Origin of the sequence: uncultured Methylobacterium sp., from assembly GCF_964242245.1 — a bacterium.
Classification (GTDB): domain Bacteria; phylum Pseudomonadota; class Alphaproteobacteria; order Rhizobiales; family Beijerinckiaceae; genus Methylobacterium.
On sequence record NZ_CAXTBY010000017.1, the window covers coordinates 18,666 to 33,472 of the forward strand.

The following is a 14,807-nucleotide window of genomic DNA, read 5'->3' on the forward strand; positions in this document are numbered from 1 at the left end:
GGCCACGGCAAGGCGGTTCCGCGATGCTAGCTTCCCAATGAGCCTTGAACGCTACGACTGGTTCCTCGAACCGTTTGCGGGCCGAGGAAGCATTCCTTTGCCGGCTCCGACGACGGCCTCCTGACGCCAGCCGCACGCAAGGCGAGGCCCGCCTTGACGACGGGTTCCTGTGTTACCCACCTGTGTCACCCGCGCGAGGCTCGAAGCTTGACTTCACCCGCGCGGACAGCCCGCTGATCGCGCTCGCTGCGCCCGTTCCCGCCCCAACCCGCGGTTCAATCCCATGATCCCCACCTCCCGCCGCGCCGCCGCGGTCGCGCCCTTCCTCGCCATGGACGTGATGACGGCCGCCGCCGCCAAGGCGCGGCGGGGCGAGGACGTGGTGCGGATGGAGGTCGGCCAGCCCTCCGCGCCCGCGCCGCGGGCGGTGATCGCGGCGGCGCACGCGGCGCTGGAACTCGGCCGCGTGCCCTACACCGAGGCGCTGGGGATGCCCGCTTTGCGCGCGCGCATCGCGCGGGATTACCACGAGCGCCACGGCGTCGCGGTGGCGCCGGAGCGCGTCGTGATCACCACCGGCTCCTCGGCGGGCTTCATCCTGGCGTTCCTGAGCCTGTTCGACGCGGGCGCCCGCGTCGGCGTGCCCCAGCCCGGCTACCCGGCCTACCGCAACATCCTGGCGGCGCTCGACCTCGTGCCCGTGCCGATGCGGCTCCGGGCCGCCGACCGCTTCGCCCCGACCGCCGACCTGCTGCGGGCCACGCACGCGGCGGGGCCGCTCGCGGGCGTGCTGGTGATGAGCCCGGCCAACCCGTCCGGCACGGTGATCGGCCCCGAGCCCCTGCGCGACCTCTGCGCGGCGGCCCGGTTGCTGGGTCTGCCCTTCATCTCGGACGAGATCTACCACGGCCTCAGCTACGGCGTGCCGACGACGACCGCGCTGCGGTTCGAGCCCGAGGCGATCGTGATCAACTCGTTCTCGAAGTACCACTGCATGACCGGCTGGCGGGTCGGCTGGATGGTGGTGCCCGACGCCCTCGTGCGGCCGATCGAGCGGCTGGCGCAGCACCTCTACATCGCGGCGCCCTACCTCTCGCAGGTCGCGGCGCTGGCCGCCCTCGACGCGACGGAAGAGCTCGACGCGGTGCGCGACGGCTACGCGAAAAACCGCGCGATCCTGCTCGACGCGTTCCCCGGCCTCGGGCTGGGGCGCACGCACCCGGTCGACGGCGCGTTCTACCTCTACGCGGATGTCTCCAACCTCACCGACGACGCCTCCGCCTTCTGCCGGCGGATGCTCGACGAGGCGGGCGTGGCGACAACCCCCGGCCTCGACTTCGACCAGGACCAGGGACACCACCACGTGCGGTTCTCGTTCGCCGGCTCCGAGGCCGCGTGCCGCGAGGCCGTGGCGCGGCTGCGCAACTGGCTGGGCTCGTAAACTGCGTCAAGGCAAGCACGGTGGGTAGTGTGTCAGTTTGAAATGTGGCTGGAACATCTGCGATGGGTGGGAAGCCGACTCTAATACACGTGGATCAATCTGGCATCTGATGTTAACTGCTGTAGGAAAGATGCCACGCTTGTATCGCTCGCCTCAGCTTTGCGGCGTCCCGTGTTCCCGGATGAGGCCAAGTTGGCCGTCGCCCTTTCGCGCCGGGGAAGAAGCGCCACCCGGTAATCCTCGGAGCAGTTCCCACGGCTCTGATCTCGCTAGGCTTGATGCTCCTGGGCACGAAAGTCTCATAGCCGAAGGGATCTTGAGCGGAACGGAAGAACTTGTGGGCTTCGGCAGCCGTAACCTTGGTTTTCTCGCCTTGATAATAACCGATGAAAACCGGCTCCTCGTCCGAAAGGACGAAGAAGACCGCGATAGATGCATTGGTATCCCGCCGTTGAAGCTCGCGAGCCCATTGAAACGTATGAGCGTGATCCGGAACAACGGGAACGCAGAACACGCCCCGGCGACCATCCCTGCACCTGGATGCCTTTAGACCACTCCGTCTGATAGCCCCACCGGCGCGGCTATCAGCTATATGTACGAAGCGGGCCATTGCACCCCTTAGGCGAGCATAGAAAAGACATTGTCAGCGGAAGGCCTCGTGCTTGCAACATCTGCTGCGGGTCGAGGCCGTGTGAGAACGCAGAAGCGTTGGAAGGCTCTTCCATCGAACGCTCTAAGCTGCGCCAAGACAGGCACCCGGAATGCGTCAGAACGGCGATCCGGCAGGCGTTCATGTCAGCCGCGTAGAGGATCGTTCTACGATTTCACAGGGTGCTTCCGTTTTCACACAGCGTGGGTCGGAAGCCGCCGGCAGCGCCGGATCGAAATTCAAACGGGGACACTGCCGGGCGGGGTTCCGCGCGCCGACGATGTGAGCCCGCGGGGAGCCGGAGCCGTGCGTCCCGTCACGCGCTGCAATCCATGCCGAGCTTGCGCAGGAACGCGTCCCGCGCGCGCGTGTCCGTCTCCTTGGCCAGCAGGACGCAGGCGGTGAAATTGCCCTTCAGCCTGCCGTCCTGCACGTACATCCAGTCGACGATGTCCGCGCGCGCGAAGTCGACCCTCTGGCCCTTCCGGACGTTGCCGACGAAGCGCGGGGTGTTACCGTGGGACAACGGGACCGGCGGCGTTCGATCCCGACGCGGCCGGTCCGGACCGGGTCCGACGCCGAGCCGCCCTCATGCGGCCTCGCCCTCCGCCGACAGCGCCGCGGCCTGGGCCGTACCGGTCGCGGCCTCGAAGGCCCGGAAGGCGACGGTGGCGGCGTCCCAGTCCTGGGTGCGCACGCCCGCACACAGCGCCTCGGCCTGCCGCCCGGCCTCGCCGAGGCCCGCGCGCACGGCCGTCGGCAGGATCGGGTCGGCGGTGACGGCCATCATCCCGGTCTGGGGCAGCGCGCCCACGAGGATCGAGGCCAGCCGGCGCTTCCAGGCGGCGCAATCGGCGGGCAGGCGGGCCAGCGCGAGGGTGAGGGGATCGCCGTCCTGCCGGTCGAGCAGCGCGCGGCTCATCGCCTCCAGCGCGTCGAGCTGGCCGATTGCGTCCTTGATCTCCCCGCGCGACTTCTCGGTGCCCGCGGCGATCCGGCCGACGCTGGAGGCGATCTCGCCGGTGGCGAGGATCTGCTGGTCCATGACCTCGGCCATGGCGCGCATCTCGGAGGCCGCCGCGGCCACCGCCGCGCTCTCCGCCTCGACTCGGGCGTTGGCCCGCTCCATCGCCTCGGAGCCGGCCGCGACCGCCGCGCGGCTCTGCACGACGACCGCGTGCATGGCCGACAATTCGCCTTGGAGCGCGGCGAGCCGCGCCCGGATCTCGTCGGTGGCCCGCGCCGTCTGGGCCGACAGCGCCTTGACCTCGCCGGCCACGACGGCGAAGCCCCGGCCCGCCTCGCCCGCGCGCGCCGCCTCGATGGTGGCGTTCAAGGCCAGCAGGTTGGTCTGCGCCGAGATCGAGGCGATGGCCGAGGCCATCGCCTCGATCCGCTTGGCGGCGGCCGAGAACCCGTCGAGGCGCCCGCCGATCTCGGCCGTGCCGGCCTGGATCTGCTCCATCCGCTCGCCGGCGCGGCGCATGTCGACGGCGCAGACCGCGATGCCCTCGCGGGCGCGCTCGGCGGTCTCGGCGGAGGTCTGCGACCGGGCGGCGATCTCGCTCGTTGAGGCGGCCAGCTCCTCGCTCGCGGCGGCGATGAGGCGGGCCTGATCCGCGACCTGGGCGGCATCGTGCGTGAGCCAGCCGATCGAGGTTCCCGCCTCGGAGGCTGCCGCCGACACGCGCCCCGGCAGCCGCAGGAACTCGCGGTCGGCGGGCGCGAGGGGGAGATCGGCAAGGGGATCGGGAGGGGGATCGGCGTGAGGCGCGACCGGCGCCGCCGCGACGACGGCGTCCGGGGATCGACGTCTGCGGAACGGGTTCAACATCGACGGCGCTCTCGATTTGAGACCGCACCCTGGCGAAGGAAAGGTCAACCCCCGGTTAAGAACCCGTCCATGGCGGGTCCTGAGCGGGCCTCGAGACCCGCGCGAACCGCTCGCGGCTTCCTCCTGCGAACACGTTCGCGTGAAGGGAAGGCCTTCGCGCCGGCGTCGCCCGCTCCCGTCGAGGCCTCGAACCTTCGCGGCACCGCATCCCCGGTGGATGGCGCGACGCGCTCCGGCGGCACCGCGCCGACCCGCCGCCCGATGCATGCGCACCGTGGTCGCGGGGCGGCCGCCGCACGCGGCCGCTGACGGGGAGGCCCCCCGCGGGGCGCGCGCTCAATCCCCCGTCAGCGCGGCCTTGGTGCGGGACCACCAGCCGGCGCGCTTGGGCCGGTCGGGGTCGGAGGGCTCGCTGAGGATGACGGCCACCGGCTCGGGGGCGCGCATCGGTTCCGATGGGCGGGCCTCAGTCGGCGCCTGGGCAGGCTCGAATGCCTCCACGGCTGCGGGTCCGTCGACCGGCAGCGCGACCGCGGTCTCGACGGGGGCGGAGGCCGCCTCGACCGCCTCGGCCACGGCCTCGGCGCTCACCGGCTCCTCCGGCGGCAGGATGGCGACCGGATCGTCGCCCGCCTCGGCACCCGGAGCCGGCTCGTCGCCCTCGCGGCCGCGCCCCTCGGCGCGGCCCCGGCCACCCCGGCGCCCGCGGCGGCGGCGGCGTCCGCCGGCATCCTCGTCCGCCTCGGGGGACGCCGCGACCACGACGGGCTCGGGGCCGGTCGCCGCATCGGCTTCGTCCGCCGCCGCGGGTTCGCCCTCGGTCCCCGCGTCGGCCTCCGCATCGCCCTCCGCGCCACCCTCGTGCTGGCCGTCCTCGGAGCGTCCGCCGCGGCGGCGACGGCGACGGCGGCGGCGCGGCTGGCCGTCGCCCTCCTCGGTCCGCTCGGTCCCTGCCTCGGCGCCGGGGCCGTCGACGGTCGCCTCGTCCCCGGCCTGCACGGCCTCACCCTCCGCCTCGTCTCCGGCCTCCTCGACGAAATCGTCCTCCTCGATCTCCGAGACCGGCGAGATCGCCGCGGCGCGGATGCCGGTGACCGGGCCTTCCGCCCGCTGGGCCGGCTCGCCGCGGTCGAGCTGGAACGCGGTGGTGGCGCCGAGCCGCTCGTCGGCAGCGATCTGGACGGTCACCCCGAAGCGCATCTCCAGCTCGTGCAGGTGCCCGCGCTTCTGGTTGAGGATGTACAGCGCGACCTCCGTGCGGGTGCGGAGGCACAGGTTGTGGGTCGCCGACTTGAGCAGCGCCTCCTCGATCGAGCGCAGGATGTGCAGCGCGACCGACGCGGTGGCGCGCACGAAGCCTGAGCCGCCGCAGTGGATGCACGGGATCGACGAGGATTCGAGCACGCCGGTGCGGATGCGCTGGCGGCTCATCTCCAGGAGGCCGAAGGGCGAGATCCGGCCGACCTGGATGCGGGCGCGGTCGTTCTTCAGGCAGTCGTTGAGCTTCTTCTCGACGGCGCGGTTGTTGCGCTTCTCTTCCATGTCGATGAAGTCGATCACCACGAGGCCGGCGAGATCGCGCAGGCGCAACTGGCGCGCGACCTCCTCGGCCGCCTCCATGTTGGTGCGCAAAGCCGTGTCCTCGATGTCGTGCTCGCGGGTCGAACGCCCCGAGTTCACGTCGATGGAGACCAGCGCCTCGGTGGGGTTGATGACGAGGTAGCCGCCGGACTTGAGCGTCACGTGGGTGGAGAACATCGCGTCGAGCTGCTGCTCGACCCCGTGGCGGGCGAAGATCGGCGTCGGGTCGCGGTAGGGCTGCACCACCTTGGCCTGCTGCGGCATCAGCATCCGCATGAAGTCGCGGGCCTCGCGGTAGGCGTCCTCGCCGGAGACCAGAACCTCGTCGAGGTCCTTGTTGTAGAGGTCGCGGATGGCGCGCTTGATCAGCGAGCCCTCCTCGTAGACGAGCGCCGGGGCAACCGACGACAGCGTCAGCTCGCGCACGCTCTCCCACAGGCGCATCAGGTACTCGAAGTCGCGCTTGATCTCGGGCATGGTGCGCGAGGCGCCGGCGGTGCGCAGGATCACGCCCATGCCGTCCGGCACCTCCAGCGCCTGCGCCGTTTCCTTCAGCCGCTTGCGGTCGGCGGCCGAGGTGATCTTGCGGGAAATCCCGCCGCCGCGGCCGGTGTTGGGCATCAGCACCGAGTAGCGGCCGGCGAGCGACAGGTAGGTGGTGAGCGCCGCGCCCTTGGTGCCGCGCTCCTCCTTGACCACCTGCACCAGGATGATCTGGCGGCGCTTGATCACCTCCTGGATCTTGTAGTGCCGGCGGTAGGTCCGCGGCCGCTCCGGGATCTCGGCGAGGGCGTCGCCGCTGCCGCCGACCTGGGCGATCCGCGGCTCGGCGTCGGGGTCCTCGTCGCCCTCGTCCGCCTCGTCCTCGTCCTCGTCGTCCGGCTCCGCGTCGTCCTCGTCCGGCTCATCCGCGTCGTCCTCATCGGACTCGGCATCCGCCTCCACGGCCCCGGCGACGGTCGGCGCCTCCGCGGCGGCGACCGCCTCCGGACGCGGCCCGGCCTCGGTTGCCGGCTCGGCGGCCGCCGCGTGCGGGACCGGCGCGGCGTCGGCCTGCGGCGCCTCAGGATCATGCGCCGGCGCGGCGTCGTGCGCGCCGTCCGCCTCGTGCGGCTCGGCGTCGGCGCCCTCGGCCATCGTCTCCGGCAGGGTGGCGGAGACGTCGCTGCCCGGCGCGATCGCCCCCTCCGGCGCGAGGTCCGCCTCCTGCGGCGCATCCTCCGCGCTCACCGTCTCGTCGGGCTTGGCCGCGGCGGTCTCGGCGCGGCGCCCGCGGACGCGGCGCCCGTTCGAGCGCGGCGCGGGACGGCGGCGCTCCTCGCGCTCGCGGTGCTCCTCGGCATCGCGGGCCTCGTCCTCCAGCAGCGCCTGCCGGTCGGCGAGCGGGATCTGGTAGTAGTCGGGGTGGATCTCGCTGAAGGCGAGGAAGCCGTGGCGGTTGCCGCCGTACTCGACGAAGGCGGCCTGGAGCGAGGGCTCCACGCGGATCACCTTGGCGAGGTAGATGTTGCCCCGAAGCTGGCGCCGGTTGGCGGCCTCGAAGTCGAATTCCTCAACCCTGGAACCGTGAACCGTGACGACCCGGGTCTCTTCCGGATGCATCGCGTCGATGAGCATCTTGTTGGCCATGACGAACTTTCGACATGGCGGCGGACGTCGCTCTCCTGGGCCCGTATCCCGGTGGAGCGCCCTCCGGCCTTGAGGCCGTCGGGGAGAGCGCTCGCGTCGGCCTCGAGGAGGCCGCGGGGGCTGAACTGAAGGGATTGCCGCCAACCGCCGCTCGGCGCGCGCGATCCGCGCGCCTGGGGTTGAACCTGGCCGGGACTCCGGATGGACCGGCGCCACGCGAAGCGCGCGCGCTGACGGCACGGGCAACGGCAATCGATGCTGCGCCTCCGTCCATCCTGCTTTCCGACCTCGCGATCTCGACCGACCTTCAAGGCCGGCCGCGAATTCCAAAACCTCGTGCGGCGGAGGACCCGCCGCGCCTGCCGACCCCGAGCGACCTGGAAAAACGTCCGAGGGCTGCCGTGGAGAGGGACCGCGCGCGGGCGACGCGTCCCGGTCCGAGAGGACTTCGACGCGGCCGCCGGTCGTGGGGCGACCTGCGGAGCCGAGCGCGGCTTGGCATCATTACAGATCGTCGCAGGGATTTGGCAAGGGACTTGGCAAGGGACTTGGAAGAACGGGATCTGGAAGAACGGACCCGGGAACGGGATGGGACGCGGCCGCACGCGGCCGGGGCGCGACGCACGACCTCAGGCGCCGGGAACGCTTTGCCCTGCGACAGGTTCGTGACAGATCGGTCAGGGGCGTCTCGACGGGCGAATCAGGACCATGACCAACCGCGAACCCGTGCTGGCACCCGTCCCGATCGCGGATCTGCGCCCGACGCAGATGACGGTGGGCCTGCGCGAGGTCGCGGAGAAGCGGCGGCGCTGGCGCGACGACGATGCCGGCAAGCGCGCGGCCTTCCTCGCGGCGCACATGGTGCCGACGCTGCTCGGGCCGAAGAAGCGCCACTACGTGATCGACCATCACCACCTCTGCCGCGCCCTGCTGGAGGAGGGCGTCGACAGCGTCCTCGTCACCGTGGTCGCCGACCTGCACGACCTCGACAAGGATGCGTTCTGGACGGTGTGCGACCACAGATCGTGGGTGCACCCCTACGATGCGGACGGGGTCCGCGCCGGATTCAAGGACATCCCCAGGACGATGGCCGATCTCGCCGACGATCCGTACCGCAGCTTGGCGGGCGAGCTGCGCCGGGCCGGGGGATTTGCCAAGGACACGACGCCCTTCAGCGAGTTCCTCTGGGCCGACTTCCTGCGGCGCCACGTCAAGGCCAAGCGCATCGAGAACGATTTTTCCGCCGCCCTCGAAGAGGCGTTGGCGCTGGCCAAGGCGCCGGAGGCCGGCTACCTGCCCGGCTGGTGCGGCCCGGTGGACCGGTGAGCGCGTGCCCGGAAGCCTGCGGCCTCCCTCGCGCCGATCCCCTCACGCCCGGAAAGTAGTCGTGCCGCAGGGCGCCGTCGTAGCGGCCGGTGCCGAGGCAGCACGTTCTGAAACCGGCGGCCCGATCCGCAGGGGCAGAGGTCCTCGCGGCCGAGCTTCTCCGCGAGTTCCACGTCGCCGTGGACGAACCGGCGCCCGCGCTTCACCCGCGTCTCGGACGGGAAGGATCTACGGCGCTTGGCCATCACCTCGAAAGGAGGGATGATCGTCGGGTCTGCGTGCCATGGCGGCCTCCTCTCGTCGATCGCGACGCCCGCCTCTCGCACGGGGCGGCCCAGGAGCCAAGACCCGAGCGCAGGATCGGCCGCGCAAGACGGGAGCCGCGTTCGCGAGGCCCGGTGCGCCGTAGTCGCGGTGGAAAGGCGCCGCGGCCTGCCCCTCGACGGGCGCCCGCCCGCCGGGATAGCGTCGCCGGATGCCAAGACACCCGCGCCCCGCCCCCGTCGCTTCCCTGATCGGCCTCCTCGCGGGGCTCCTCGTCGCGTCGGCGGCGCGGGGGCAGGACCGGGGCAGCCTCGACCCGAAACCCCTGCCGCCGCTGGAAAATCCGGACGCGCCCTCGACGCCGGCCAAGGCCCTGTTCGGGCGGGTCACGACGCCCGCGGCGGGGCCGGTCCACGCCTACGGGTCCTACGCCAAGGGCTGCTTCTCCGGCGGCGAGGCGCTGCCGGTCGACGGGGCGACGTGGCAGGTGATGCGGCTGTCGCGCAACCGGAACTGGGGCACGCCCGACCTCGTCGACTTCCTGGAGCGGCTCGCCGCCCAGGCGCCGCGGGCCGGCTGGCCGGGCCTCCTCGTCGGGGACATGTCGCAGCCCCGCGGCGGCCCGATGATCACCGGCCACGCCTCGCACCAGCTCGGCCTCGACGCCGACGTCTGGCTCACCCCGATGCCGGACCGGCGCATGAGCCGCCTGGAGCGGGAGGAGACCTCGGCCACCGACGTGGTGCGGCCCGACCGCCTCGACGTCGATCCCGCGGCCTGGACGCCGGGGCACCTCGGGCTGATCCGGCTGACCGCCGAGCAGCCGGAGGTGGCGCGCCTCTTCGTCAACCCGGCGATCAAGCGGGCGCTCTGCCGGGAGGCCGGGGGCGATCGCGGCTGGCTGCGGAAGGTGCGCCCGATGTACGGGCACAACTACCACTACCACATCCGACTCGGCTGCCCCGACGGCCAAGCGTCCTGCGGCGACCAAGCGCCCCCGCCCCCCGGCGACGGCTGCGGCGAGGAGCTGGCCTACTGGTTCAGCGACGCGATCCTCCACCCCAGGCCGCCGAAGGTGAAGCCGAAGCCGAACCCGCCGATGACGATGGCGGCGCTGCCGGCCGCGTGCCGGACGGTGTTGAGGGCGCGTTGAGGCCAGCCGACAGGCAGCAGGCTCTCATGCCCGGGGATGAGCGTTCGGCCTCCATCCGCGGCGGAGCGCGGTACAGACGTCCATCGTCATGAAGCTCCACACCCTGCTGCGCCTCATACGCCGGAGCGATCCGGAGCAGTTCGTTCCCGGCTTCGACGCGGCGTTCTACAGGAACCGATACGGCGATGTCGCAGCATCCGGGCTGTCGCCGTCGGAGCACTACCTCAAGATCGGTCGGGCCGAGCAACGCGATCCGAACGCGTTCTTCGACGCGAAGGGCTATCTTCGGGCCAATCCCGATGTCGCCGCGGCGGGTTTCGATCCGCTCTCCCACTTCCTCCTCCACGGGCTCGCGCAGAACTACGGCGGGTGGCAGCGGGAGCCGATCGATGCCTGCGTCCCCCATGCCTGCGTCCCCCATGAGGGGCCTGCCGAGCCGCCGGCCGTCGGTGGCCTCTCGCCCTGGATCGCGGACTTCACGCAGGTCGTTCACGACACGGTCACGGGGCTGGAGCAGGCGCTGACGGCCGATCCGCAGAACGAGGAGCTGCGGGCCCTGCTCGACTACTGGTGGTTCCACCGGAGGCGCTGGCTGATGACGTTCAGGATCATGAGCCCCTTCATCGCGCCCGACGCGAGCCTGATCGAGGTCGGCGGGGCGTCCAGCCTCTCGAGCTTCCTGTCCGACCGCGGCCTGCGCGTCGCCTGGACGTCCAACGACCTGCGCAACCCGATGACGGACGTGACGGACGCGAGCCACGACGTGGCGCTCTGCCTGGAGGTGATCGAGCACATCAAGGACCAGGACGGCAGCGGGCCCGTCGACATCTTCAACGGCTCGGGCGTGCGCTGCCTCGTCTCGGAGATGCACCGCATCCTGAAGCCCGGCGGGATCGCCGTCTGCACCACGCCGAACGGCTGCGCCTACAGCAGCATCGCCAAGGCGCTGAAGATGGAGCCGCCGATGTTCTTCCGGAAGCACGTCCGCGAGTTCACCCCCGACGAGCTTCGGGAAGCGTTCGAGGCGGTCGGCTTCGAGACGCTCTACCTGGAGACGCCGCCGGAGCCGTGGGGGCAGCGCGCGGACCTGGACATCGCCGCGGTCGCGGCGATGGTCCGGCGCGCCGGCGGCGCCACGCGGCACCGGGAGGACGACATCGTCGCCCTCTTCCGCAAGACCGCCGCGTGAGGACGCGCGGGCGGTGCCTCGGCTCCGCTACGCGGCGACGCCCGTCCCGATCGGGCACGCGACGCCGGTGCCGCCGAGCCCGCAATAACCGGCCGGGTTCTTGGCCAGGTACTGCTGGTGGTAGCCTTCGGCGAAGTAGAAGGTCTGGCCGGCCACGATCTCGGTGGTGACCTCCGGAAACCCCTTCGCCCGCAGGGCGCCGGCGTAGGCCGCGCGCACGGCCTTGGCGGTCGCCTCCTGGCCCGGATCGGTGAGGTAGATGCCGGAGCGGTACTGCGTGCCGACGTCGTTGCCCTGGCGCATGCCCTGCGTCGGGTCGTGGCTCTCGAAGAACGTCTTCAGCACCGCCTCCAGCGGCAGCGATGCGGGATCGAAGGCCACGAGCACCACCTCGTTGTGGCCGGTGCGGCCCGAGCAGACCTCCTCGTAGGTCGGGTTCGGGGTGTGGCCGCCGGCGTAGCCCACGGCCGTGACGAACACGCCCTCGGGCATCTGCCAGAACTTGCGCTCGGCGCCCCAGAAGCAGCCCAGGCCCAGCACGATCGTCTCGGTGCCTTCAGGGTAGGGGCCCTTGAGCGGGTGGCCGTTGACGAAGTGGGTCTCGGCCGTCGGCAGCGGATCGGGCCGGCCCGGCAGGGCGTCGGCGGCGGCGGGCATCTCGGCGCGCTTGCGGAACGGGAACATCGGGCATCCTTCGCGAGGGGGTGCCGCCTCATATGGGGTGCCCCGGCGCGTTCATGAAGCGGTTCGCCGCCGCGCGACGGGACCGTTGGTGCCGCGTCAGGACCGGGTGAGGAACCCGATCGGCTCGCGGGCGGGCTGGCCGAGCCAGAGCAGGGCCGCGCCGAGGCCGAGGCCGAGCAGCGCGGCGGGCGCGAGCGTCAGCGGCAGCACCAGGGCGCTCCACAGCCACGGCGCGGCGCCCTCGACGGTGCCCTGGAGGGCGCTCGCCCTGTCCTTGAACAGGGTGAAGAGCAACTCGCTCAAGGGCGTGATCCGCAGGCCGTTGTTGGCGACCGAGCGGGCGCCGTCGTAGACCAGCGCCACGAAGCCGGCAGCCAGCAGCAGGAAGCCGAGGAGGCGGGAGAGGAAGCGGAACATCGGGTCTCGAAGGCGCGCACGGCCGATCTTCGGTGAGTAGGAGGCCCGTTCGGGCAGCGCAAGCGGTTGCCGCCCGCGCCCGCCCCGTGCCAGAGGGACCGCGGCGGGCGGGAGCGCACGACGGCGGGCACGATGGACGAACCGGCCCCGGCGGCCCTGAAGCTCGTGATCTTCGATTGCGACGGCGTCCTCATCGACAGCGAGCCGCTGAGTCTGGCCTGCCTCACCGCCGGCCTCAACCGCATCGGCGTGCCGATCGATCAGGAGACGGTGCGGGCGCGCTTTGCCGGCACCTCCATGGCCTCGATCATGGCCCACGTCGCCCAGGACTACGGGGTTGCGGCGCCCGCGGGCTTCGTCGAGGCGGTCAAGACCGAGACGCTGCGCCTGTTCGATGCCGAGCTTCGCCCCATGGCCGGCGTCGCCGAGGCCGTGGCCGCGCTGCGCCTGCCGGCCTGCGTCGCGTCGAGCAGCGACCCGGTGCGGCTGCGCCACTCCCTCGGGCTGACCGGGCTCCTGCCGCTGTTCGACGGCCGGATCTTCTCCTCCGCCGAGGTGGCGCGCGGAAAGCCGTTTCCCGACCTGTTCCTCCACGCCGCCGCGCGGATGGGGGCGGTACCCGAAGCCTGCCTCGTCATCGAGGACAGCGTCCCCGGCGTCACCGCCGCGCGCGCGGCCGGCATGCGCGTCCTCGGCTTCACCGGCGGCGGCCACTGGGGCCACGACCCCTCCGGCGCCGACCTCGTGGCGGCGGGCGCCGGACGGGTGTTCTCGCAGTACCGCGCGCTGACCGCCCTGCTCGCCGGCCGGTAGGGCGAGAACGGTCTGCGTGGGCGGTGCGGCGGGCCGTCTTCCTTCCCGCAACGTCGGCAAGAACGAAAACGCCTTCCGTTGACGCGGCGCGGCAGCGCTCGCATCCTGAGAGCGTCGGGCGAGGACAAGCATCCCCGGCCGCGGTGATTTGAAGAGTGTCGCTTGCGCCGCGTCATCAAACGCTAAAGCACTGCGGGGATGCCAAGCCCCGCGGTCCTTCACGCGCAGGAGGACTGCCCATGACCGTCCGACCGACCCAGCCTCTCCCGAACCGCTGCGCCTCGCCGCGGCGCCGCGACCGCTGTCGACGTTGAGCCCGAGCCCGGCCCGACATCCACGCCGCCACACGGCCGGACCCGCGTCCGGTCACGGGAGAGCCTTGCCATGCCCCATCTTCACGCCGACCCCCTTCCTGCACAGAACGACCTCTTCGCCGACACCCTGGTCGCGCGCGCCCGCAACCGCCTGCACGCCGAGCCGGCGCCGACGCGGATCATCGAGATCGGCGAGGTTGCCGCCGGGATCGCCGTCCCCGAGCCCGGCGGCGTGCGGTTCTTCTCCTCGGCCCGCGACTTCGACAGCCTCGACGGCACCGTCTTCCGCAGCACCGAGCAGGCGGCCAAGGCCGCCCGCGACCGGTTCCGCGACCTCACCCGGCCGGTCGAGCGGCCGGGCCGACATGGGACGCAGAGGCTGCGGGCGGTCTGAGGCCGTCCGAACTTGGCGCGGGTCTCCTCTCCCGTTCGGGCTGGTAGATTCACACATTCTCCGGACGCAGTCGGAGGCGGCGCGGGCCCCCTGCCTGCGGGGCTTGCGGATTCACGCAATCCCGGCGCTTGACGCGTCAGGGGCCGCGCATCCCCTCGCCCCGCCTGCGGGGAGAGAGGACCCGCGCCTCATCCGATCGCGTCGTGAGATGTGTGCATCCGCCAGCCCGTTCGGGAGCGGAACAGGGTGAGGGACGAGAACTTACCGGAGGGTTCACGCCCCTCATCCCAACCTTCTCCCCCTGGGAGAAGGAGCCGCGCAGCGCTTCCCACGCGAAGGTCTTGAGCATCGAGACCGGAGCGATGAACCCTACTTGCACTCCTCGCGGGTGCGCTTGATCGCCTCGCCGAAGCCGGCGAGCGCGTACTCGTCGCTGGTCGGGTTGCCGCGGAGCGACGTGGTCTTGATCAGGAGCTTGGGCACCCGGCCGCTCATCTCGGAGACGACGCGAGCCTCCTCGGCCGGGTTCTGGAGCCACGCGTTGCCGTCCTTGACCACGAGGCCGTAGCGGGTCGGGCCGAGGTTGAGGGTGGGGTCGGTGGCCGCCGCGGCGGCCCCGGGCTTGGCCTGCGCGGCGGCGGGCTTCGAGGGGAAGCCCAGCATCACCGCCACCTCGTTCTGCACGTTCTCGGCCTTGCGCACGGTGACGAACAGGTAGGCGGTGTCGCGCTTGAGCGAACTCGGCGAGCGGGTCTGCGGCTGGGCGATGGCGTAGCACAGGCGGGTCCGGCCCTGGCCGCTGGCGAACACGTTCCAGTCGCCGAAGATCGCCACCGGCGTCGCCTGCTGCATGCCCGGCGGCGTCGCCGTCTTCCGCGTCCGCTCGCGCGGAGCCCTGCGGCGGCGGCTCGGGGCGGCCGGCGCGGCCTCCGGTGTCTCCTGGGCGAGGGCCGCGGTGGGCGCTAGGCCGGCTCCGCCGAGGACCGCGAGGCCCGGCGCGGCGAGGGCGAAGGCTCCGACCGGGAGCAGGCAGAGAAGGCGGCGCATCGTCGGTTCCCGAACGCTTGCCATGGACCCGGCCCGGGAGGCCGACGTGCTGGCTTGAGCTTGGCCGACCAC

At 72.0% G+C, this 14,807-nt stretch carries 12 protein-coding genes; 6 read left to right on the plus strand and 6 right to left on the minus strand.

Features of this window, described 5'->3' with window-relative positions; genetic code table 11:
* The first annotated feature begins 283 nt into the window (after nucleotides 1-283).
* Nucleotides 284-1,441, plus strand: a complete 1,158-nt coding sequence (locus ACFE8Y_RS06400) for a pyridoxal phosphate-dependent aminotransferase (RefSeq protein WP_375463557.1) — start codon at nucleotides 284-286, stop codon at nucleotides 1,439-1,441.
* A gap of 965 nt (nucleotides 1,442-2,406) precedes the next feature.
* Here the strand turns inward: ACFE8Y_RS06400 and ACFE8Y_RS06405 are convergent.
* The 3 genes from ACFE8Y_RS06405 to ACFE8Y_RS06415 all read right to left on the minus strand — a co-directional run bounded on the left by ACFE8Y_RS06405 (nucleotide 2,407) and on the right by ACFE8Y_RS06415 (nucleotide 7,134).
* Nucleotides 2,407-2,616: a DUF2314 domain-containing protein gene (locus ACFE8Y_RS06405; protein WP_375463558.1), complete on the minus strand. Its 210-nt coding sequence runs from the start codon at nucleotides 2,614-2,616 to the stop codon at nucleotides 2,407-2,409.
* A 63-nt stretch (nucleotides 2,617-2,679) separates the two neighbouring features.
* The gene (locus tag ACFE8Y_RS06410; protein ID WP_375463559.1) at nucleotides 2,680-3,924 is read right to left on the minus strand and encodes a methyl-accepting chemotaxis protein; all 1,245 of its coding nucleotides are present in this window, start codon (nucleotides 3,922-3,924) and stop codon (nucleotides 2,680-2,682) included.
* A gap of 336 nt (nucleotides 3,925-4,260) precedes the next feature.
* Entirely contained in the window at nucleotides 4,261-7,134 is a 2,874-nt protein-coding gene (locus ACFE8Y_RS06415) for an Rne/Rng family ribonuclease (RefSeq protein ID WP_375463560.1), read from the minus strand.
* Nucleotides 7,135-7,842: 708 nt separating this feature from the next.
* Between ACFE8Y_RS06415 and ACFE8Y_RS06420 the strand changes: the two genes are divergently transcribed.
* The 3 genes from ACFE8Y_RS06420 to ACFE8Y_RS06430 all read left to right on the plus strand — a co-directional run bounded on the left by ACFE8Y_RS06420 (nucleotide 7,843) and on the right by ACFE8Y_RS06430 (nucleotide 11,066).
* Nucleotides 7,843-8,460, plus strand: a complete 618-nt coding sequence (locus tag ACFE8Y_RS06420; RefSeq protein WP_375463561.1) for a ParB-like protein — start codon at nucleotides 7,843-7,845, stop codon at nucleotides 8,458-8,460.
* Between the two features lie 475 nt (nucleotides 8,461-8,935).
* Nucleotides 8,936-9,877 carry a penicillin-insensitive murein endopeptidase gene (gene mepA / locus ACFE8Y_RS06425; protein ID WP_375463562.1) on the plus strand — a complete coding sequence of 314 codons (942 nt, stop codon included), beginning with the start codon at nucleotides 8,936-8,938 and terminating at the stop codon, nucleotides 9,875-9,877.
* Nucleotides 9,878-9,965: 88 nt separating this feature from the next.
* Nucleotides 9,966-11,066 (plus strand): methyltransferase domain-containing protein, encoded by a 1,101-nt coding sequence (locus ACFE8Y_RS06430; protein WP_375463563.1) that lies wholly within the window; start codon nucleotides 9,966-9,968, stop codon nucleotides 11,064-11,066.
* A 27-nt stretch (nucleotides 11,067-11,093) separates the two neighbouring features.
* Here ACFE8Y_RS06430 and msrA read toward each other — a convergent pair whose 3' ends face one another.
* Nucleotides 11,094-11,750, minus strand: coding sequence for a peptide-methionine (S)-S-oxide reductase MsrA (msrA, locus tag ACFE8Y_RS06435; RefSeq protein ID WP_375463564.1), 657 nt, complete (start codon nucleotides 11,748-11,750; stop codon nucleotides 11,094-11,096).
* A 96-nt stretch (nucleotides 11,751-11,846) separates the two neighbouring features.
* Complete coding sequence (locus ACFE8Y_RS06440) at nucleotides 11,847-12,167, minus strand: PetM family of cytochrome b6f complex subunit 7 (RefSeq protein WP_375463565.1); 321 nt, start codon at nucleotides 12,165-12,167, stop codon at nucleotides 11,847-11,849.
* A 132-nt stretch (nucleotides 12,168-12,299) separates the two neighbouring features.
* Here ACFE8Y_RS06440 and ACFE8Y_RS06445 point away from each other — a divergent pair, with 132 nt between their 5' ends.
* Entirely contained in the window at nucleotides 12,300-12,980 is a 681-nt protein-coding gene (locus ACFE8Y_RS06445; protein ID WP_375463566.1) for an HAD family hydrolase, read from the plus strand.
* Between the two features lie 384 nt (nucleotides 12,981-13,364).
* A complete protein-coding gene (locus ACFE8Y_RS06450; RefSeq protein ID WP_375463567.1) occupies nucleotides 13,365-13,688 on the plus strand; it encodes a hypothetical protein in 324 nt (107 codons plus the stop codon).
* A gap of 369 nt (nucleotides 13,689-14,057) precedes the next feature.
* Here the strand turns inward: ACFE8Y_RS06450 and ACFE8Y_RS06455 are convergent, their stop codons facing one another.
* The gene (locus ACFE8Y_RS06455) at nucleotides 14,058-14,735 is read right to left on the minus strand and encodes an invasion associated locus b family protein (RefSeq protein WP_375463568.1); all 678 of its coding nucleotides are present in this window, start codon (nucleotides 14,733-14,735) and stop codon (nucleotides 14,058-14,060) included.
* Between the last annotated feature and the right edge of the window lie 72 nt (nucleotides 14,736-14,807).